Annotated in this window: 22 protein-coding genes; 10 read left to right on the forward strand and 12 right to left on the reverse strand. The window is 44.5% G+C overall.

Annotated features, from left to right (window positions below):
* Positions 1-4 precede the first annotated feature (4 nt).
* From FEF09_RS01725 to FEF09_RS32635, 7 genes are all read right to left on the reverse strand, one after another.
* Positions 5-1381 (reverse strand): LutB/LldF family L-lactate oxidation iron-sulfur protein, encoded by a 1377-nt coding sequence (locus tag FEF09_RS01725; protein ID WP_146303286.1) that lies wholly within the window; start codon positions 1379-1381, stop codon positions 5-7.
* Between the two features lie 136 nt (positions 1382-1517).
* The gene (locus tag FEF09_RS01730; protein ID WP_012788607.1) at positions 1518-2093 is read right to left on the reverse strand and encodes a DUF3109 family protein; all 576 of its coding nucleotides are present in this window, start codon (positions 2091-2093) and stop codon (positions 1518-1520) included.
* Between the two features lie 88 nt (positions 2094-2181).
* Positions 2182-2784, reverse strand: a complete 603-nt coding sequence (gene gldD / locus FEF09_RS01735; RefSeq protein ID WP_146303288.1) for a gliding motility lipoprotein GldD — start codon at positions 2782-2784, stop codon at positions 2182-2184.
* 30 nt (positions 2785-2814) lie between these two features.
* Positions 2815-4176 (reverse strand): gliding motility-associated protein GldE, encoded by a 1362-nt coding sequence (gene gldE, locus FEF09_RS01740; protein WP_261387283.1) that lies wholly within the window; start codon positions 4174-4176, stop codon positions 2815-2817.
* Positions 4177-4344: 168 nt separating this feature from the next.
* Positions 4345-4800, reverse strand: coding sequence for a single-stranded DNA-binding protein (locus FEF09_RS01745; RefSeq protein WP_012788610.1), 456 nt, complete (start codon positions 4798-4800; stop codon positions 4345-4347).
* A gap of 182 nt (positions 4801-4982) precedes the next feature.
* Positions 4983-5498 (reverse strand): NUDIX domain-containing protein, encoded by a 516-nt coding sequence (locus FEF09_RS32630; RefSeq protein ID WP_261387284.1) that lies wholly within the window; start codon positions 5496-5498, stop codon positions 4983-4985.
* A complete protein-coding gene (locus FEF09_RS32635; RefSeq protein ID WP_261387285.1) occupies positions 5387-6046 on the reverse strand; it encodes a hypothetical protein in 660 nt (219 codons plus the stop codon). Before FEF09_RS32635 ends, FEF09_RS32630 begins: the two co-directional genes overlap by 112 nt.
* Positions 6047-6619: 573 nt before the next feature.
* Between FEF09_RS32635 and FEF09_RS01755 the strand changes: the two genes are divergently transcribed.
* From FEF09_RS01755 to FEF09_RS01770, 4 genes are all read left to right on the forward strand, one after another.
* A complete protein-coding gene (locus FEF09_RS01755) occupies positions 6620-6907 on the forward strand; it encodes an HU family DNA-binding protein (protein WP_012788612.1) in 288 nt (95 codons plus the stop codon).
* Between the two features lie 2 nt (positions 6908-6909).
* The gene (locus FEF09_RS01760) at positions 6910-7773 is read left to right on the forward strand and encodes a tetratricopeptide repeat protein (protein ID WP_146303292.1); all 864 of its coding nucleotides are present in this window, start codon (positions 6910-6912) and stop codon (positions 7771-7773) included.
* Positions 7774-8207: 434 nt separating this feature from the next.
* Positions 8208-9758, forward strand: coding sequence for an Rne/Rng family ribonuclease (locus FEF09_RS01765; protein WP_146303294.1), 1551 nt, complete (start codon positions 8208-8210; stop codon positions 9756-9758).
* 154 nt (positions 9759-9912) lie between these two features.
* On the forward strand, positions 9913-11562 hold the full coding sequence (locus FEF09_RS01770; protein ID WP_146303296.1) for a murein L,D-transpeptidase: 1650 nt from the start codon (positions 9913-9915) through the stop codon (positions 11560-11562).
* Positions 11563-11606: 44 nt separating this feature from the next.
* On the opposite strand, the gene FEF09_RS01775 is transcribed toward FEF09_RS01770, so the two are convergent.
* Positions 11607-11987 (reverse strand): RidA family protein, encoded by a 381-nt coding sequence (locus FEF09_RS01775; RefSeq protein WP_146303298.1) that lies wholly within the window; start codon positions 11985-11987, stop codon positions 11607-11609.
* Positions 11988-12048: 61 nt separating this feature from the next.
* Here FEF09_RS01775 and FEF09_RS01780 point away from each other — a divergent pair, with 61 nt between their 5' ends.
* From FEF09_RS01780 to FEF09_RS01805, 6 genes are all read left to right on the forward strand, one after another.
* Complete coding sequence (locus FEF09_RS01780) at positions 12049-12726, forward strand: 3-hydroxyacyl-CoA dehydrogenase family protein (RefSeq protein ID WP_146303301.1); 678 nt, start codon at positions 12049-12051, stop codon at positions 12724-12726.
* A gap of 19 nt (positions 12727-12745) precedes the next feature.
* A complete protein-coding gene (gene tsaB / locus FEF09_RS01785; protein WP_186774150.1) occupies positions 12746-13423 on the forward strand; it encodes a tRNA (adenosine(37)-N6)-threonylcarbamoyltransferase complex dimerization subunit type 1 TsaB in 678 nt (225 codons plus the stop codon).
* Between the two features lie 294 nt (positions 13424-13717).
* Positions 13718-14077 (forward strand): ArsR/SmtB family transcription factor, encoded by a 360-nt coding sequence (locus FEF09_RS01790; protein ID WP_012788619.1) that lies wholly within the window; start codon positions 13718-13720, stop codon positions 14075-14077.
* A 242-nt stretch (positions 14078-14319) separates the two neighbouring features.
* On the forward strand, positions 14320-15723 hold the full coding sequence (locus tag FEF09_RS01795; protein WP_146303305.1) for an MBL fold metallo-hydrolase: 1404 nt from the start codon (positions 14320-14322) through the stop codon (positions 15721-15723).
* Positions 15724-15820: 97 nt separating this feature from the next.
* Positions 15821-16630: a glucose 1-dehydrogenase gene (locus FEF09_RS01800; RefSeq protein WP_146303307.1), complete on the forward strand. Its 810-nt coding sequence runs from the start codon at positions 15821-15823 to the stop codon at positions 16628-16630.
* 73 nt (positions 16631-16703) lie between these two features.
* Complete coding sequence (locus FEF09_RS01805; RefSeq protein WP_146303309.1) at positions 16704-17036, forward strand: BON domain-containing protein; 333 nt, start codon at positions 16704-16706, stop codon at positions 17034-17036.
* A gap of 56 nt (positions 17037-17092) precedes the next feature.
* On the opposite strand, the gene FEF09_RS01810 is transcribed toward FEF09_RS01805, so the two are convergent.
* From FEF09_RS01810 to FEF09_RS01825, 4 genes are read right to left on the reverse strand one after another with little or no spacing between them, the layout of a single operon-like run.
* Positions 17093-17950 carry a lysophospholipid acyltransferase family protein gene (locus FEF09_RS01810; RefSeq protein WP_146303311.1) on the reverse strand — a complete coding sequence of 286 codons (858 nt, stop codon included), beginning with the start codon at positions 17948-17950 and terminating at the stop codon, positions 17093-17095.
* Positions 17951-17961: 11 nt separating this feature from the next.
* Positions 17962-19560: an L-aspartate oxidase gene (nadB, locus tag FEF09_RS01815; protein ID WP_146303313.1), complete on the reverse strand. Its 1599-nt coding sequence runs from the start codon at positions 19558-19560 to the stop codon at positions 17962-17964.
* A gap of 59 nt (positions 19561-19619) precedes the next feature.
* Positions 19620-20318: a lysoplasmalogenase gene (locus FEF09_RS01820; RefSeq protein WP_186774151.1), complete on the reverse strand. Its 699-nt coding sequence runs from the start codon at positions 20316-20318 to the stop codon at positions 19620-19622.
* A 48-nt stretch (positions 20319-20366) separates the two neighbouring features.
* Positions 20367-21704: a sensor histidine kinase gene (locus FEF09_RS01825; protein WP_146303317.1), complete on the reverse strand. Its 1338-nt coding sequence runs from the start codon at positions 21702-21704 to the stop codon at positions 20367-20369.

Here is a 21704-nt window from a genome sequence, read left to right on the forward strand (position 1 = left end):
GATACTATTTTTTTCTCTCTTTCCACAGCTGGTTAAAGGATTTCGGTGCAAATACAGGTAATGCCCTGTCATCACCCCAGGCCTGGGAGAAGAATTTTTTCATGAAGAAGTTTTTGGCGCCACCACCTACGAGGTTCATCATTCTGCGGCTCAGACTTGCCTGTTTCCAGCCAAACCACGACATCTTTTCTCCTCCGGAGGTATAGTTCTCTTCAACCGCTTTATGACGATTATGGAGCAGTAATTCGTGTACATTGATCCTTACAGGGCATACCTCTGTGCAGTTGCCGCAAAGGGAAGAGGCGTAGCTAAGGTGCATGAATGACTCCATGCCCTGCAGGTGTGGGGTGATAACAGATCCGATGGGACCACTATAAGTGGTACCATAGCTATGACCACCGATATTTTTATAGACAGGACAGGCGTTCAGGCAGGAGCCGCAGCGTATGCAGTAAAGGCTTTCGCGGGCTTCTGTATCTGCCAGAATGTTGGTACGGCCATTATCCATGAGAATAACATACATCTCTTCCGGACCATCTGTTTCATGTTCCTGACGGGGACCGCTGAAAATAGAATTGTACACTGTTACCTGCTGACCGGTGCCGTAAGTAGCCAGTAAAGGCCAGAACATAGCCAGGTCGTTGATAGAGGGCAGCATCTTTTCGATACCTACCAATACGATATGTGTTTTGGGAAATGCGGTGCTGAGACGCGCGTTTCCTTCATTTTCGGTGACAGCAATGCCGCCTATATCTGCGATAATGAAGTTGGCGCCGGTAATGCCGATTTCTGCGTCGAGGTATTTCTGACGGAGTTTTTCGCGGGCTACGAGGGTCATTTCCTGCGGTGTCAGATCGGGAGGTGTACCGAGTTTCTCGGCGAACAGTTTTGCCACATCTTCCTTACTCTTATGCATAGCAGGCGTCACGATGTGATAGGGCGGTTCTCCATCCAGCTGTTGGATGTATTCACCAAGATCAGTTTCTACACATTCAATATTATGCTGTGCCAGGAAGTGGTTCAGGTGAACTTCTTCCGTCGCCATGGATTTACTCTTTACAATGCTTTTGCAGTTTTTGGCTTCACAGATCGCGAGTATCTCATCCAGTACCTGTTGCGTATTTTCTGCCCAGATGACTTTACCACCTCTGCGGGTGAAGTTGCTTTCAAATTCCTCGAGATGTTTATCCAGATGTTCCAGTGCCCTCCACTTGATATTCTTGGCTCTTTCGCGCGCGGTGGTAAGATCGGCAAACTGTTGTTTACCAGCTTTCACGGCAGTATTATACTTACCGATATTGAAGTTGATCGTCTGGCGATGTATGAGGTTTGTCGCTTTCTTCTCACTGTTATCAAGAAAAGTGGAGGCGTTCTGATGCATAAGTTGTTGAGATTGCTGATTTCGGAATTACAAAACCCATACCGGTTTACGGTATGCACGAAATGAATGAAAAAACAACTGTTAGTTAGTATGGAGTAAAGATAGCGAATGCAGGGATAGCATCAGCAACCGGCTATTATTCAGCTTTGTATTGTTTGGTAGCGATTTTGTCCAGCACCTGATAGAATTCTTCCCCATATTTCCGGATCAGCGCTTCCCGGAGAAAGCGGTATACCGGTACACGAAGGCTTTTACCATTCTTGCAGGCTGGTTTACAGATGTCCCATCTGTCATAATTCAATGCTTCGAATGCCTCGTATTTGGTGACCCTGATAGGGTAGAGGTGGCAGGAAATAGGCTTTTTATAGTCAACAACGCCTTCGTTATAGGCCTTTTCTATGCCACAGCCCACAACGCCATGGTCGTCGATGACTGCATAGGCGCAGATGCCTTTATTGACGATTGGCGTGACATAGCCATATTCATCGTCTGTGGTATGCGTACCTGTTTTTTCTATTTCGGCGATGCCGTCAGGCCGAAGGTAGGATTTGATCTTCGGATAGATCTTCTTGAGTTTCTTCACTTCCTCCTTATCGAGCGGCGCTCCACAATCACCCGCAACACAGCAGGCGCCTTTACAGGCTCCCAGGTTGCAGACGAACTGTTCCTCAATAACTTCGTCGCTGATATACTTATCGTCAATAATGATCATAAAAAAATTGATGGTCGATAGTCCGTTGATGTTGGCATGACAGCGGACCGGATTCCTTAAAAACGCAAAGTTACAAAATAGTCAAAGACTATCGCCACTTGAGCGTTTCAACAAGGTGCCACATATCTTCCTGAAGGAATTGTTGTACCGGCGCGAGTGAGTCAGCGTTGGGAGCGGCATCGAAATACAGCGCTCCGCGCAGGAAGTGCACGGTGGAGTCTGTTGCGTAGAACTGTTTGGCGGAGGCGGCATTACCACCTACGTCATAGAATTCGCCGGAGACATTAAAGGGGGTATGGATTGTTTTTTCGTCAATATATTCTGCCTTATAGGTGTGTTTGTAGGTCATCTTAAAGGCGTCATTGACGAGTTGCTGGAAGTCATTTTTCGCATTTTTACCGATTTCCTTGTAGCTCATGTAGATCTTACCGTTCAGGGAAGGGAATTCGACATTGATCCAGTAGGGATTTTCGGTTTTCTGACCAAAGAAGAGGCTGTCCTTTACGACATTGGCATATACCGGGTACTCGAAGGTGTATGGATAACCGGGTACGTCAAACACGCGATATTCCTTTTTCGGGAAGTTGATCTGGAAGTAGCCGCGTGGTTTGGGCGTATAAGATTGTTCGCAGGCTGCAAAGATAAATGTAAGCAGCAGCAGGAGACAGATGGTATTCCCGGTTAATTTCATAGTAAGCTTCTTGTAGTTAGGTGTACTGCACTATTTCTCGTCATCCACATTTTGCCTGATGGTGACCTGTACTTTCTGGATACGCATTTTGCTTACTTCCAGTACGGTAAAGTCATATTCTTCGTAGGATATTACGCTGTTTTCTTCCGGGAATTTACCAGCCAGTTCGAGGATCAGTCCACCGATAGAGTCACTTTCTCCTTTCACGACTTCAAATGTATCGGGAGAGATGTTCATGATACGGCAAACGTCATTGAGCATGGTTTTGCCTTCAAAAACGTAGGTATTATTGTCTACTTTGCTGTAGTTGAATTCTTCTTCATCAAATTCATCTTTGATATCACCGATGACTTCTTCCACGATATCCTCGAGGGTAACGATACCGGAGGTACCACCAAATTCGTCTACTACTACGGCAAAATGCATACGTCTGTTCTGGAACTCGGCGAGGAGGTCTTCGATCAGTTTATGGCCATGTACGAAGAATGGTTGGCGCATAACGGTATGCCAGTCAAAGCTCTTGCCTTTATCGAGGTGGGGCAGGAGGTCTTTGGTGTGGATAACGCCGACGATATTATCGAGATTGCCTTTGTAAACGGGGAGGCGGGAATAGTGCAGATCAGCCACTCGTTTTACGACGATGTCGAAGTTATCGTCATATTCGATACCGGATACGTCCAGTCGTGTGTGCATGATCTGTTTAACGGTGATATTGCCGAATTTCAGGATGCCTTTGAGGATATTTTTCTCTTCCTGGGAGGCGGTTGGATCCACGCTCATTTCTATGGCTTCGTCAATCTCCTGATAGTTGACAGCGCCGCTGCCTCTGTGGAAGAAGCGGGCTTCAATGCTTTCGCTGAGGCTAACATAGAAATCGCTGACAGGTTCGAGGGTGGCGTGTACGAGGCTTACGAACCATGCGAAATAGGTGGCGAACCGGATATTGTTTTGTGCTGCCCATACTCGTGGGAGTACCTGACCACAGAAGAGGAGTACGAAGATGATAATGGCTATACGTACTACAAAAGACACAACCGGAACGGTCTGGAGGTCTTCCATCTGGGTGATGAGGTAGCTGGTGACCATGATAAAGGCGACGGAGAGCAGGATACCTGCTATCTGGAGGGATGCCAGCAGGGAGCGGGGCTTTTCCAATAGCTTGGTAATCAGCTTTCCGCTGGTGTTCTGCCTTGTTTTCAGGGCGTTCAGGTCTTTATAGTTCAGGGAGAAGAATGCTACTTCTGCGCCGGAGACGATAAAGGCCATGAGGAGGAGTATGAATATCACAAGCAGATAAATAACCACGTTCGGAGTGGCGATGGGCGCCGCTGCTTGTAACAGGGTAAGCTTACCAGGTAAAATGCTTGCCGGATAGGTGTACAAAATGTTCAACTTTGACGTGATAAATATTAGAACCCCGAGCATATAGCAAAGTAAGTTCCAAAAAAATGGGAAAGTAATTCAGGTCTTAAATTGAATCGCTTTCCCTATATGCAAATATAAGTAATGTCCCATAAAGGGATTATCAATCAAAAAGAATTAATATTTTTTATTGGATAGTTAAAAAGGAAGATCGTCCGCTGTGTCGTTCAGTTGGGGGGGTATTTCCATATTGGGGAAATTATCACCGGTATTGCTGCCTGTGTTGCTATGATGTATGGCATGTTCAGTGTTGTTCAGGTCCATACGTTTATCCAGCATAACAAGGTTATCACCTACTACTTCAGTGGCAAACTTCTTATTACCCTCCTTATCTTCCCAGCTGCGGGTACGGAGGCGTCCTTCAATATATACAAGACTTCCTTTGTGCAGGTACTTTTGGGCTAATTCCGCCAGTCCGCGCCATAATACAACCGTATGCCATTCTGTTTGGGAAATCAGTTTACCAGCTCTGTCCTTGAATGTTTCTGTTGTCGCCAGGGAAAACTTGGCTACTGCGATATTACCTTCTAAAAACTGTACATCTGGATCTCTACCCAAGTTGCCAATCAGGATTACTTTATTAACACCTCTCATTGTTGCAGGTTTTAATCTATTGATTTTAAACTATTGAAAATATACGCTTCTTTTAAAATGAACAACCTTTCTAAAGTTAATGTTTTTTTCAAATCGACAGTGAAAATTTTACCGTATAGTTTTTAGCTCAAATACCTTGCCGTAGCAAGTTGAGCGCTGTTCACAGGCAGTAAGTTTTCGTATCAGAAGAGGGTAAGTTCCCTGTTTTTGAGAAAGTCGGTGATGGTTTTAGGAAAGGCATAAAGATCCAGTTGATCCCTTGGAACGGCCGTGTATCCGGGCATTTCGGGCTTTTTACTGACTGAAAGCATGAGGAACTGACTATGGATCGTCTGGTGTGTAAGCTGTTGTTTAAAGGTAGCTGAAGCCCCATCCATGTTGTAACGTATATCTTTCATCACTGCTTTGAAGGCCGCAGAGGATTGTAAGGAGTCCGGGTCTTCCGGTCCTGGGGTTTCTATGAGAATGAACTCATGGAGGTTTTGCCAGATATCGTTTTCGGTACGTTTCCGGATATAGACATTGTCTTTATGCTGGAGTACCAGATAGTAGAAGTAGCGTTTCTTTACAACCAGTTTTTTGGACTTTACGGGCAGGAGTGCGGTGAGTCCCTGCTGATAACCTTTGCATTTTGAGGCAAGCGGACAGCTTTTACAGGCGGGTTGTTGCGGTTTACATACAACAGCGCCGAAGTCCATAATGGCCTGGTTATACGAAGCTGATTTTCCGTAAGGAAGCAGTTCCTGCGCCAGTGCGGTGAATTGTTTTTACCTGCGGTAGTATCGATCGGTGTATCTATATCGAAGAAGCGGGACAGCACCCGGAATACGTTTCCATCCAATACGGCGTGCGGCAGGTTGAAGGCAAAGGATGCGATGGCGGCGGCTGTATATGGGCCTACGCCTTTGAGTGATTGTATAGTATCGTATGTATTGGGAAAATGACCATGATACTGTGATGCAATCTGTCTGGCGGCGGCCAGCATATTTTTACAGCGGGCGTAGTAACCCAGTCCCTGCCATAGTCGGAATGCTGCTTCTTCCGGCGCGGCGGCCAGTTCCTGAACGGTCGGATAATTTAAGATAAACTTCTCGTAGTAGGCCCATCCCTGTTCCACACGTGTTTGCTGGAGTATAATTTCAGACAGCCATATCCGGTAGGGGTCTTTCTCACCTTTCCATGGCATGGAACGCGTATTCTCGTTATCGTTCCATTCCATGAGTGCATTCGTAAAAAACTGCTTCATTTCTGCAAATATAATGGGATGAATGTGAATGGGAATAATGGTAAAGGGGGAGATGTTTGTATAAGAAATATTTAATGTATGTAACGGAGCGGATAACCGATAAAAATTCCATCGGTTGCAAGTGAATATATTTACGATAATATTCAACTGTTGACAGGATGCAGTAAAATGGAACAGAAGTTGTTGAGATATAGACGAATATGGAAAAAAATGCGTTATAATAAAGAAAGAGTGTTTATCTGTTATGGGCTGAACAGGAGAGTTTTTTTTCATTAAGTGAAGAAAAAAAAGACGAAATGAATATTATTTTTTGTATATTCGTTAATGAGTGGTTTAGTGAATTATTGTGATTTACCCTAATGAATATGTACTTGTACTGGCCTCGCATATGGAATCATTCACTTTCCAGGTAGCTCATTACTCGTATTTTTCTGACTACTAATCGACTGATCTGCAAATAGATATATTATATTAATCTATGGTATAAGAAAAAAGTATAAAATTTATTTGCTTAAAATTCAGCAATTAAAAAAAAATAAATAATTTTGGGACAAGTAATCCTTCGCTTCAATTATGAGAAAAGCTGACTTAATTAACAATATTGCTGAAAAAACCGGCATACCTAAAGTAGATGTGTTAGTAACACTAGAAGCCATGTTTAAGGAGGTCAAGGAAGCGTTGGCTAATGGCGAGCATATCTATATCAGGGGCTTTGGTAGCTTCATTACGAAAAAGAGAGCTGCTAAAATTGGCCGTAACATCAAGAAAAACGTTGCCGTAGAGATTCCGGAGCATTTTATTCCGGCGTTTAAGCCTTCTAAAGAATTCGTTGCAGAAGTAAAGAAGCTTAAAAGTTTGTAGTTTTGCAGCCTAATATTTTAGGCGTGCAAAAATCACAGATTCTCTTGGTCGGTGCCGCAGCGACATTACTCGTAGTATTAGTCGCCTTCGGCCGCACCGTGCCTCATTCGGATAAAAAAGCGATGCCAACTGCCGCTCATATGCATGACGGACAGGAGGGAAAACCTATTGCCTTTGATGAATTGCTGGCGTCTGCCAAGCAAAAAATCCCTGCAGATAGACTCGTTGCCATCACCGCCCTTGAAAACAAGACGGTGCGGGGCGACGTGAAGAATCAGCAAATAGACGCTTACAAACAGTTATATGCCTCCTGGGACAGCCTTAACCAACTGCCCATAGCTGCGTATTACCTTGGCGAATCCGCTAAGTTGGAAAATTCCGAAAAAAGCCTCACCTTTGCAGCCAATTTATTTTTAGAACATCTGGAGCACGCAGAGGACCCTGCTATTGCCAAATGGGAAAGTTCACAGGCTATTGGTCTGTTGGATCAGGCTATTCAGCTCAATCCTAAGAATGATTCCCTTAAGATTAAACAGGCGCTGCTGTATATGAATACAGGAGAACCAATGGTAGGTGTCCAAAAATTACGGGATGTGGTAGCAGCCAATCCTGATAACGCAGAAGCGCAGATAACATTGGCAAATCTAGCTATACAGTCTAATCAGTTTGATAAAGCCATAGAAAGGATGGAGACGTTCACTCAGAAACATCCTGACGAGGCTAAAGCTGTATTTGTATTGGCAGAAGCCTATCGCGGCAAAGGTGATATCAAAAAAGCGGTCGAATTACTGGAACACTGTAAGACACTGTTAGATGATCCCTCACTGAAGGCTGAAATAGATAGTTATATTAAGAGTATTAAATAATATTCATTTTTCTAAACATTTAAAAACTTATTAGCGTATGCCTTGCGGTAAGAAAAGAAAAAGACATAAGATAGCCACTCACAAACGTAAAAAAAGACTGAGAAAGAACCGGCATAAGAAGAATAAGAAATAATTTTCTCCTGTTTCCCGCCATTTATACTAACCAGGTTTTATTTGCGGCGCGGTGATCGGATAAAAATTTTTATATATCCTGCATGATTTTGGCGATTATTATTAAATTGCTGGAGTCATGCAGGTTTTTCCACAAATCCCGCTTAGAATTCCGGATATTACCTGCTGATCGCTAAACCCTTAAGCAATCCATCATCACGTATGCTGGCCTTCGCCAGCAGTAATCTGGTATGCAGTACGCTGTTGTTAAATAGCCGTGCATAACTCAAAGGTGAAGTTATAATGGTTAAAATTTTGGACGCTTGAACAAGGAACTTATTATAAATGCGGCACCTACTGGTGTGGAAATAGCGTTGCTGGAAGATAAGAAACTGGTGGAATTGCATCACGAAAGCGGCAATCCCAACTTTTCTGTAGGGGATTTATACCTCGGGCGGGTGAAAAAATTGATCCCGGGCCTTAATGCGGCTTTTGTTGATGTGGGTTTCGAGAAAGATGCTTTCTTACATTACACAGACCTTAGCCCATATATACGTTCTATACTCAAATTTACCCAGCAGGCTATTTCAGATAAAACCCCCGAGGGGTTTGACTTTACAAAGTTTAAGAATGAGCCGGAAATCGTAAAAACCGGCAAAATCACAGATGTGCTGGGCGGTAAGCCTAACATCCTGGTGCAGATCTTAAAAGAACCGATTTCCTCCAAAGGTCCTCGTCTTAGTTGCGAAATTTCTCTTCCCGGAAGATTCATCGTGTTAACACCCTTTAATGACATTGTCGCAGTATCTAAAAAGATACACTCTTCCGAAGAAAGAAAAAGACTACAAAAAATAGTCGAAGCGATCAAAACACCCAACTTTGGTGTCATCGTACGCACCGCGGCAGAAGGAAAGAAAACGGCTGAACTGCATGAAGACCTGACAACACTCGTGGAAACCTGGAAAAATATTCAGGCTAACCTCCGCGGTGCACAACCTCCTCAGAAAATTCTGAGTGAACAGGCCAAAACTACCAGCATCTTACGTGACCTTCTTAACGAGAGCTTTAACCGGATTGTGATCAATGATCGCAACATGTATTCTGATACCAGGGCCTATATCCAAAAGATCGCCCCTGAAAAACAGGATATTGTGCAGCATTATCACAACGGCGCTCCTATTTTTGATCACTACGGTGTCACCCGTCAGGTGAAAGCTTCCTTCGGGAAAACAGTCAACCTGGATAGTGGTGTATATCTGATCATAGAAGCCACAGAGGCTTTACATGTCATCGACGTTAACAGCGGATATAAAAGCTCCAGCAATAATCAGGAACAGAATGCCCTCGCATCCAACCTGGAAGCAGCCGGAGAAATTGCCCGCCAGCTACGCCTTCGTGACCTGGGTGGTATCATCATCATCGACTTCATTGATATGAAGTTGCCGGAGAATAAGAAAGTAGTATACGAAGCCATGGAAAAATTCATGGCGCAGGACAGAGCTAAACATACCATCCTGCCTATTTCGAAATTCGGCCTGATGCAGATCACCCGCCAACGCGTGAAACCTGAAGTCACTATATCAGTCGCAGAAGATTGCCCTACCTGTCATGGTACCGGTAAAATCGGCGCTTCCGTATTGATCATTGACGAAGTCGAAAAGAACCTGCAATACCTGATCAATCATCAGCACAAAGGTCTTACTCTCAGGGTGCACCCTATTTTTTACTCCTATCTGGCCAAAGGCTTCCTTACCTCCCGCCAGTGGAAATGGTACTTCCAGTACAAGAAATGGGTCAGAGTCAAAGCTGATTCCAATTATCACCTGACTGAATATCGCTTCTTTGATGCCAACGAGGAAGAGATCAAATTATAGTTTCATCCTAACTGCTTTATCTAAAACGCTTAACACAATATTGTGTTAAGCGTTTTACATTTGTACCATCAAACATTTTATCAGCAAAGGCTGTTTTTCATTTTAATACCTCAAAGGGGACTTTCTGACTCATTACTAAAATTCAGGTACGTTTATGTCTGTACGTTACACATGTCTGTTACTTTCCTCAATCGTCCTGCTGGCTTCCTGTGGTGGTAGATTCAGCAGAAAAAAAGGTCTGGTAAGGGATACTTCCCACTATACCAGACAAGAATATATTGATCTCAAACTGGACAGTAATACGGTTAATCTCTTTCTGCAAAAAGATACCGCCTACGCCGACTATATCCGCGATTTCTACCGGCAGCGTGAATTTCACTATGCATGGATCGGCAATGACGGACAACTTACCGAGCAGGCGGGTAACTTCATCAACATGATGAAAGCAGATGCGGATTATGGGCTGCATGATAGCACGATCATCAATAAACCTCTGCGGGAAATGTATGATACACTGCTCATTGAAGGCGGGAAATTACGTCCGGGTGATAAAGCCATTCCGAGGGCAGAATTACTGCTCACCGCACAGTTCTTCGCCTATGGTAATAAGGTCTGGAGTGGATTGGCTTCTGATAGTGCCAAGTCATTGGAGTGGTTCATCCCCCGTAAGAAGATCAATATGGAAAGTCTGCTGGACTCTATGTTGAATAAACCCGCCAGCGCTTTTGAAGAGCCGGTTAACAGACAGTATAAATTGCTGCGGAATCAGTTAAAGAAATTCTCTGATCTGGAGAAACTGCCATGGGATTCTTTAAAAGCTTCCCGCAAGCTCTATAAGAAAGACGAATCTGATCCGCTGGTTGCAAATGTAAAACAACGCTTACATCTGCTGGGGGATCTGACAACAGCAGATACCTCTCAGTTATTTACGGCAGCACTGGATTCGGCTATACGTAATTTTCAGGACCGTACAGGATTGAAGACAGATGGGACTATTCAGACTCCATTGCTGAATGCGCTGAATGTTACGCCACGTCAGCGTATCCGTCAGATCCTGATTAATATGGAACGTATCCGTTGGGTGCCGGCTGAACCGCCGGCGGAATATCTGTTGGTGAACATACCTGCATTTAAGTTATATGTATACAATAATAATAAGCTGGACTGGACCTGCAATGTGGTTGTGGGAAAGCCGGGTGCTAACACGGTTATCTTCAGCAATGAGGTGAAATATGTTGTATTTGCGCCCTATTGGAATGTGCCTCCCGGCATACTGGTGAATGAGGTATTACCTGCTATGAAAAGGAACTCTGGCTATCTGGCCAGACAGAATATGGAGGTGGTAACAGGCAGCGGTAGTCCTGTGAATGCCGGTTCGCTCAACTGGAGTAAATACTCAGGTGGTAACTTCCCTTATATCATCCGTCAGAAACCGGGTGGTCATAATGCATTAGGTAAGGTGAAGTTCCTGTTCCCGAATGAATATAATATTTACCTCCATGATACGCCATCCAAAGGTTTGTTTGGAGAGAACAAACGTACTTTCAGTCATGGTTGTATCCGCGTATCTGAACCGCAGCATCTTGCAGAATGGTTGTTACGTAAAGATTCTGCGTGGACACAGAAGAAGATTGTAGAAGCAATGAATGGCAGTAAGGAGAAATTCATTACTCTGAAAGAAAGGGTACCGGTATACATTGGCTATTTCACCGCTTTTGTGGATAGTGATGGTCGCCTGAATTTCAGGGACGATGTATACGGACACGACGCGAAACTAGCGGCTACTTTATTTGGCAACAAATAATAAAAAGAGTCCGCCTGAGCGGACTCTTTTTATTTTCCGGATAATTATTTGCTCGCGATCACAGAGATCTCAACATTCACACCTTTCGGCAGTGCAGCTACCTGTACGGTTTCACGTGCAGGAAAGTCGCTGGTAAAGTAGGAACCATACACTTCATTGATCTGTGCAAAGTCGTTCATGTTCATAATGAAAATGGTCGTCTTCAGCACATTGTTGAAGTCCATACCGGCAGCGGTGAGTATACCTTTCAGGTTTTTCATTACCTGATGGGTTTCGGTTTTGATATCATCCAGCACCAGTTGGTTGGTTTCCGGATTAATGGCTATTTGTCCGGATACAAACAGCAGGTTGCCTGATTGCACGGCCTGATTGTATGGACCGATAGGAGCAGGCGCATTATTCGTATTGATGATCTGTTTTTCCATGAGCATAAAAATAGGGTCTTATTATTAGTTATTAATTAATAGGTTTGCGAAAATTTTGCACATGAATATCCTCGTTATAGGAGAGAAGCCGCATTATGCAGCTTTTCTTGAAAAGGGTGGTTTAAGTGGGCACCGGGTGCAGCAGGTGACATCGCTGGAGCGGACAGGATCGTTGACAGCATACGAGTTGGTGATAGACCTGAATTTTGATGAGCATACCGAACGGGCCGGGGTATATGCCCGTTTTCCACAGGTGCCGGTACTGGCCAGTATGGTAAGGACTTCGCTATCGGAACTGATGAATAATTATGCTTTTGAACAGGGATTTTCCATTATCGGATGTAACTGGCTTCCGGGTTTTTTGACAATGCCGGTGATGGAACTATCAGTGATTGATCACGGGCAGCTGACATCGTTGGCTGATATTATGTCTGCGCTGGGATGGGAATATGAGATAGTGGAAGACAGGGTAGGACTCGTAACGCCGAGAGTGATCTGTATGATCATTAATGAAGCGTACATGGCTGCTCAGGAAGGCACTGCATCGAGAGAAGATATTAATACCGCTATGAGATTAGGTACCAACTATCCGATGGGACCTTTCGAATGGTGTGATAAAATAGGTATCCGTAATGTATGCGGCGTACTGGACGCTGTGTACAGGGCTACGGGTAACGAACGGTATAAAATAAGCGCACTGCTGGCCCGTGAAGCCGGTATGGATGTAGCTGTTATGTGAACGCATTAAATTTAGAACATTGTCTTTAATACTGCATATAGATACAGCAACTTCAGTAGGGTCTGTTTGTCTGTCAAGAGACGGACAGCCATTGCAGACATTGGTGAATGACAAACAGCAGGACCATGCGGCGAGTATGGTATTGTTTGTGAAAGAGATCATGGAGCAGCAGGGTATTACACCTGCAGACTTAGATGCAATTGCTGTCAGCGCCGGACCTGGGTCTTATACAGGATTAAGAGTAGGTGTAGCTACTGCAAAAGGACTTTGTTATACATGGGAAAAACCATTGATAGCTGTATCTACATTACAGATGATGGCGCAAGGAGTATTGTCCCGTACCAATGATACAAACGCATTGTATTGCCCTATGCTGGATGCGCGGAGGATGGAAGTGTATACAGCGATCTATGATGCGTCATTGAATATCTTACTCGCGCCGCATGCGTTAATACTCACTCCTGAAGCATTTGGCGAACAGATGGCAAAACATAAAATATACTTCTTCGGAAACGGTAGCGACAAATGGCAGCAGTTAATGCCGCAAAATAATAATGCATTGTTTGTTCCTTATATATTGAATGCAGCGGATATGGTACCGTTGGCTACAGAGGCTTATGCACGTAAAGCATTTGAAGATGTGGCGTATTTCAGTCCGTTTTACCTCAAACCTTTCCATTCTACCATGAAAAAATAGGGCGTTTGTAATATAAAAAATGACCCCCATTCGCATGATAACAGGCTTTTTATGTCTTATTAAGAAGCGTAATCCCTACACTTCTGTCAATTTGTGTCATAGAACTGTCAAATTACGTTTATTTGGCAAGTAATCGGTGTGCATATATTAAAAAATAAGGTATAGAAGTTTTTTTTATTACGACTAATATTATATTTTTGTATAAATCGATACCCGGTTATTGTTGTCTAACAAGTTATGGGTTTACTGTCCGTTGATCCCTTTCATTTCATCATTTTTTAAAACTATTATGCGATGGAAAAAACATTATTAACGACCTCTTCTAATACTCTTATTATTTCTAGAGGTACCAATGAAAAAGACCAAATTAAATTGGATTACATTGCCGTTAAGAAGGCTGCTATGGTTTTGCGTGCTATAAACCATAAGCTGCGCCAGCAAATGATTAAGTTGCTGGAAGATCACAAAAAAATGACAGTAACTGAAATCTACGTTAAGCTGCGTCTTGAGCAGTCAGTGGCTTCACAGCATCTGGCTATTCTGCGCCGTGCCGGCATTGTGATTACAGAAAGAGATGGTAAGTTCATTCACTATACGATCAACAAACAGCGTATAGCAGAAGTTGCCAAATTCGTTGAAGAGCTGGTAGGCTAATCTGGTTTTGGAGTACTGGTCATTCAGACTACAGAAAATAAATTCGGGCCTAACTAAGAGTAAATAAAAGGACTTTTAGTTAGGCTCTGATTTTTTGTGATTATTTGTACCCTCCGGCGTACAAGTACACGCTACATCGTGGTGTATATTCCGGTTATGCTGTAACGGGCAGGGTATTTTATGCCTGATCTTCGTGCTCGGATTAAATCCGTAAATTTGCAGAAAATCAGAAATCAACAACCATGTTCGTCAAGCAACTTTACACCAATTGCTTATCAGAAGCCGCCTACTTTATCGAGTCAGAAGGAGAAGCTGTTGTGATAGATCCTTTAAGGGATATTGACGCTTACCTTGATTTAGCTAAAGAGCGTAATGCCACCATTAAATACATTTTTGAGACGCACTTTCATGCTGACTTTGTTTCAGGTCATCTGGACTTAGCCGCCGCTACAAATGCGCCCATCGTATACGGCCCTGAAGCTGTTACCACCTTCCCGATCTATCTCGCAAAAGACAGAGAGAAATTCACTATCGGTAAACTGACAATAGAAGTATTACATACCCCGGGACATACTCTGGAGTCTACCTGCTATCTTTTATCTGATGAAGCAGGTAATCCTCACAGCGTATTCACCGGCGATACTTTGTTTGTTGGTGATGTAGGACGCCCTGACCTGTTCAGCGGCAACCTGACCAAAGAAGAACTGGCAGGTTACCTCTTCGATTCACTGAATAACAAGATCAAAGTGTTACCTGACAGCGTTATTGTCTATCCTGCACACGGTCCGGGATCTTCCTGCGGAAAGAATCTGGGGCCTCATACCTACAGTACATTGGGTGATGAGAAAAGCACCAACTATGCGTTGAAGGCGACGGATAAAGATGCTTTCATCAAAGAAGTAACTTCCGGTCTGAGTACACCTCCATCTTATTTCCCTATCAATGCACGTATCAATAAAGAAGGATATGATGCACTGCAGGCTGTAATGGAAAAGAGTAACCGTGCACTGTCTGTTGCAGAAGTAAAGGAAAGACTGAAAGATGAAATTTTAGTTCTTGATACACGTCCGGCGGCTGAATTCGCAGAAGGATTTGTACCCGGTTCAATCAGTATCGGTCTGGAAGGCCGTTTCGCTGAATGGGCAGGTAGTCTGCTGCCTTTTGGTGAAGACATTATTCTCGTTACCAGCCCCGGTAAAGAGGAAGAGACTATCGTACGTCTGGCGCGTGTAGGATTTGATCACGTAGCCGGTTACCTTGAAGGTGGTTATGAAGCATGGATTGCAGCAGGTGAACCTCGTGATCTGATCATCACTGTAGAACCAGATGAACTGGCGATGGATCTGCCACATGATGAGAATCTGGTAATTGTAGACGTTCGTAAGCCTGCGGAGTACGCAGATGGGCATATCGAAGGTGCAATGAACCTGACCCTCAGTGACATGACTGACCCCGGCAATCTGGCTGATTTCGATGATAATCACAATCTGTATGTTCACTGTCAGGGTGGTTACCGTAGTATTATCGCCTGCTCTATCATGAAAAGAGAAGGTATTCACAACCTTCGTAATGTGCAAGGTGGTTACAATGCCATGAAAACACAGGAAGGTCTGAAAGTAGTACAGGAAAAAAACGTACTGAACTAATGTAAGATATTGCAATTTAAAGGCCTCGCGGGAATACTGCGGGGCCTTTGCTTTTTTTACAGGTATACTTTTTGACCCCTTACCGAAAAACCTTGCAATGGGAAAACTATTAGACGGACAGATTGCACTTGTTACCGGTAGCAGCAGTGGTATTGGCGCTGCTATAGCGGTGGCTTTCGGGGAAGCCGGGGCTACAGTTGTGGTGAACCATCACAGCGACAAAAGCTTAAAAGGCGCCGAAGAAGTACTGGCCAGCATCAAAGCAGCCGGTAGCGACGGTTTTATTCAACAATGCGATATCAGTAAGGAAGATGAAGTGAAGAAGATGTATGCGGAAATCTTTTCCCGCTTTGGTACCGTTGACATAGTTGTTGCCAATGCCGGTATTCAACAGGATGCCAATCTCTTTGATATGACGCTGGAACAGTGGAATACGGTAATTAATACCAATCTGACAGGTCAGTTCCTGTGTGCGCGTGAAGCTGCACGCGAATTCCGGCGCAGGGGTGTTGTGGAAAACCGTTCCAAAGCAGCCGGAAAGATCATCTGTATGAGTAGCGTGCATGAAGTAATTCCATGGGCAGGTCACGTGAATTATGCAGCAAGTAAAGGAGGGGTGAAGTTGTTGATGCAATCAATGGCACAGGAGCTGGCGCCGCATCGTATAAGGGTTAACGGACTGGCACCTGGTGCTATTAAAACCCGTATTAACGAAGATGCATGGGATACGCCGGAAGATGAGAAAAAGCTGCTGGAACTCATTCCATATGGCAGAGTAGGGGTACCGGAAGATGTAGCAAAAGCAGCCGTGTGGCTGGCCAGTGATGAGAGTGATTATGTAACAGGAACAACCCTGTTTGTGGATGGTGGAATGACCCTTTATCCGGGTTTTGCAGATAATGGTTGATTAACAGCTATTTGTAATAGAACAATCCGTTGGTCTAGCATGTTATTTGTTTTACTTAGTTAAACTTTTAACCATGAAATGTAAAACTTTCCTGATGGCCGGAATGATGTTCCTGGCCGTATGCTTATTTGCCTGTTCGCCCAGCGATAGCAGCGTTCAGCAATCCGTTAATGAGAAACTCACTGCTTCCCCTGGCGTTACTGCCGAAGTAAAGGAAGGAGTCGTTACCCTGAATGGTGAAGTAGCTGACGATGCCGCGAAAGTGGCTGCAGAAGATGCTGTTAAAGGCGTCAGCGGTGTAAAATCTGTGACTAACAACATTATGGTGCAGGCAGCAGTTCCTCCACCGCCCCCGCCAGCAGCTCCTGATACTACTATCAAAGTAGACAGCGCCGCTACGAAATAGTTTTGTGACTGAACTGATCAGTCACTTCAGGCGTACTGGTCAGTTCAGTTCTTTTATTACTCCCTGTACTCATGTTTCCACCTTCTGTGGCTCCACACCCATACTTCGGGTTGCTCCCGGATATTTCCTTCCAGAAATTTTACAAATTCTTCCGTGATCTGACCTTCAGGAACAGCTGCCGGTTCTTCAAATGCCAGTTTCAGCGTTGCATGATAATATCCTCGTTTTACCTTACGGATATCTACAAAAACAACAGGAATATTGCTTCTGCGGGCGGTCATTTCAGGGCCTTTATAAAATGCGGTCATTTTGTTCAGGAAAGGATACCAGTAACTGCGGCGTGGATTACCCGGATTCTGATCTGCCACAAGGGCAATCAGATATTGTTTGTCCATCCAGGGCAACATACTGTTTTTGATGTCATTCGCAGGAAGTAGCGTACTACCGGATTTCTCACGGAAATACCGGAACATACGATCGCCTACCTTGCTGGTCAGTGGCATATATACCACAAGGAAAGGAAACTGAACCCCCTGCATACAAAACTGATTCGCCCATTCCCAATTGAAATTATGGCCCAGATGCATCTGGCAGCTTTTACCTTCCGCATATAGCTTGTGCAGGACAGTCAGGTCGCAGACAAAACGGCTTTGTAGCTGTTTCCGGCTAAGCGTGAGAAGTTTGATGGTTTCCACCATCATATCCGTCAGATTGAGATAGTACTTCTTTGCAAGCCGGGTAATTTCTTTCTCCGTTTTCTCCGGAAATGCCTGCTTCAGATTCTCAAATACAACTGATTTGCGGTAACCAACAACATAATAAATAATCAGGTATAAAACATCACTTATGCGATATAATAACCATAACGGCAATATGGAAATGCCGTACATAAATGCCAGTAACAAATAATACATGTCATCAATTTCTATAACACAATATTCTGTACAAGGGCGCTCTTATGAGGATAGTCTGTATTAAAGTGTAAACCGCGGCTTTCCTTACGGAATGAAGCTCCTTTTACAATCAGGTAGCCTACGGTGATCAGGTTTCTTAATTCACACAACTGAGGAGATACCTCCGTTCTTTCGTACAACTGTTCTGTTTCTTCATGCAGAATATCCAGCCTGCGACTTGCACGCTGCATACGCTCATTTGTACGTACAATACCGAGATAGTCACTCATGATCTGTTTGAGCTCTTTCAGGCTCTGGGTGATCAGAATCATTTCTTTTGGTGCAGTGGTGCCGCCTGCATTCCAGTCGGGCACATTCACCTTATCTGTGATGCTGTTTATTTTTTGTACGCCATCCAGATAACAACGATGTGCAAACACCATCGCCTCCAGCAGTGAGTTGGAAGCAAGTCTGTTTGCACCATGCAGACCTGTACTGGAACACTCTCCGCAGGCATAAAGGTTATTGATGGAAGTACGTCCGTATTCGTTCACCTTGATACCGCCACAGCTGTAATGTGCTGCGGGAGCTACGGGAATCATGTCTTTCTTGACATCGATACCGGATGCAAGGCATTTTTCGTAGATGTTGGGGAAGTGATGAATGAACTTCTCCTGATCCATATGCCGGCAGTCGAGATATACATACTCTGTACCGGTGATCTTCATCTCGCTGTCAATTGCTCTTGCAACGATATCACGCGGAGCAAGTGAAAGACGGGGATCATACTTATGCATGAAATCTTCGCCGTGTATATTACGAAGTATACCACCATCGCCACGTACAGCTTCTGTGACCAGAAAAGCGTTATTTACGCCCGGCTGATACAGGGCAGTAGGATGGAACTGGATAAATTCCATGTTCTCAATCCTGCCTTTTGCACGATATACCATCGCTACACCATCGCCGGTAGCAATGGTCGGATTGGTCGTACTACGGTATACCTGTCCGTTACCACCAGTCGCCAGCACAGTAATGCGGCTCAGGATCTTTTCGATCTTATTGGTAAGCAGATTCAGGACGTATACGCCGTAACATTCTATATCGGGAGTGGATTTCGTAACAAGGTAGCCCAGGTGATGCTGGGTGATCAGGTCTACCACGAAGCAATGGGTGACCATCTCTATATTGGGTTGTTTGTGTACTGCATCCAGCAGCGCACGTTCAATTTCCTTACCGGTAACGTCTTTGTAGTGAATTACGCGGAATTCGGAGTGACCGCCTTCTTTACCCAGAGAAAAATCTCCGGCTGCATTCTTGTCAAAGTTGGCGCCCCATTCAATAATCTCATTGACACGTTCTGGTCCTTCTTTCACCACTATTTCCACAATCTCCTCATTGCAGAGACCATCACCGGCGATCAGCGTGTCTTCAATATGCTTTTCAAAGCTGTCGTTCTCGAGATCGTTTACTACAGCAACTCCACCCTGTGCGTATTTGGTATTGGTCTCATCCTCATGTGATTTGGTGATGATGGTGATTTTCTTGTCAGGACATGCGGCCGCTACCTTGAGGGCATAGGTCAATCCTGCTATACCGGAACCAATAACTAAGAAATCTGTTTGTTCCATAAGTTGTTCTCATCAAGCAAGGATCAAATGTACGGTTTAATACGGTTTATTTGCTCCATTTATTGCATGGCATAGCCCCGGCGCATACGGAGATAGAATAGTCCACCGGTAACCAGGCCCCATTGTGCCAGGCCGTACGTCAGCATGATAAGAAAGGTGCCCATTTGCAGGGGATGGTAGAAGTAGTGAATGGCGATAATTGCACAGGAAATGATATAAAGACCCGCTCCAGCCATCGCATACCAGCCGGAAGCTTGTTCTTTCAGTCTATAGGCATGTTTTACCGCCTGTAGCATAACAGAGGCAATTGCGGCAAAAATGATCACAGGAATAGCCATTTGTCCGAGGTACGGTAACATGAAGAAAATGAATGCAATAACAGCGGCCTGCGCGCCGATGATAAATGCCCATTGACAACGGGGCAGGGGATAGTTGGAATACCGGATCTTCAGGAAGAATGCTATATAGGCCATCAATGAAAACGCAAAAGTGACGAGGCTGAAAGAGAAGAACCATGTATTCTGCTCTGAAAACAGCAGGAACATGTCACCAAAGCCTGTAAAGAACAGGGCCGCCAGCATGGAAATCCGGAATACAGGCGGAATACCTTCCGTTCCCAGCACAAACTGGATAGCCAGTATAAAAGGCAACAGGAACTTTGAGGCGTAACTAAGTATTTCCAGGTGAAACACGATGGCTAAGAGGTGAACAGATAGTGTGACAGCGTACAATATGTTTAATACACTTCTCCCTTGCATAATGAGCATTATAATATCTTAAAGTACGACATCTTTGTCTAAATGGTTTCAGCTGACAGGGAGGAATACTGAAAAGGTCGTGCCATTATTGCCGGAACGGCTCACTTTAAGTTGTCCGCCGTGTGATTGTATGATCTGCTGGGAGAGGCTCAGACCAATACCACTGCCTTTTTTCTTCGTCGTATAGAAGGGGATAAAAATCTTGTTCATGGCTTCAGCGTCGATACCCGGACCATTGTCAATAATCTCGATATGTACCTGACCTGGGGTGCTCATGGTCGCCTTTACCTGTATGGCCGGCGTCTGGGTTTGTTCCAGCGCATCCATGGCATTTTTGATCAGGTTGATCATCACCATCTGTAATTGAGCTACATCTGCATGGATCTCTGTGCCGGCAGCCTCTATTTCGTAGTTATAATAAATACCAGCCTGCTTCAGCTCCGGTTGCAGCAAGCTGCTTACCCCACTAACAAGTTCTTTTATATTGACCTGTGTGAACTGCGGTTTAGGCAGCGTTGTATAGTCCCGGTAAGCATTTACGAAGTTCATAATACCCTTACTCCGGCTCTTGATCGTTTCCAGTGCTTCCTGCAGATCGTCAATAGCTTCTTTCTGGGCTGCCTCCGGAGAAATGTCCTGTTCTACGATATCCTGCATGGTGCCTATCAGAGACACAATAGGCGTGACGGAATTCATGATCTCATGACGTAATATCTTGGTCAGATTCTGCCAGGCTTCCAGTTCTTTTTGTTGCAGTTCGGCATGGATGTTCTGTAGCGAGATCAGTTTGATCAGCCGTCCCTGTAGTCTTACACTGGCGGCATGAATAGACAGTTGCTGCTCCTGCCGGGTACGGTACAATAACTTACTGCCTGAACGGATCTCCATCAGATATTCCGGTAATCCCGGATGGCTGTTTTTGAGTTCGGAAATGTTGCGTAGCCGGTAGATACCCAACAAGCGGAATGCGGCTGGATTAATCAACTCAATATGGCCTTCTGTATCAAAGGAGAGAACGCCTATGCTGATATGCTGGACGATCGTATCTATATACTTCAGGTTCGCTTCTTTTTCGGCTCTGGTTTGCCGGAAGGCCTCGAGCACCTCATTAAACTGGTGGTTCAATGCCTGAAAGCTTTTGCCCAGTTTATTGTCGGCGCTGAAGCGGATAGAAAAGTCCTCGTAGCGGATCGATTCCAGGAACAGGGTCAATTTCCGGTTTACCCGGTTGATGTAGTAATACATGCCGTATATCTGCATACAGATCAGGATAGCCATGGCTATTCCCGGAAACACGCCAAGCACTGTCCATACCCATACACTTGTGATGGTGCTGAGCGTCAGAAGAATAATACGCAGAAATATATTGACACTGAACTTGTTCAT

Source organism: Chitinophaga pinensis (genome assembly GCF_007896845.1).
Lineage (GTDB): Bacteria > Bacteroidota > Bacteroidia > Chitinophagales > Chitinophagaceae > Chitinophaga > Chitinophaga pinensis_C.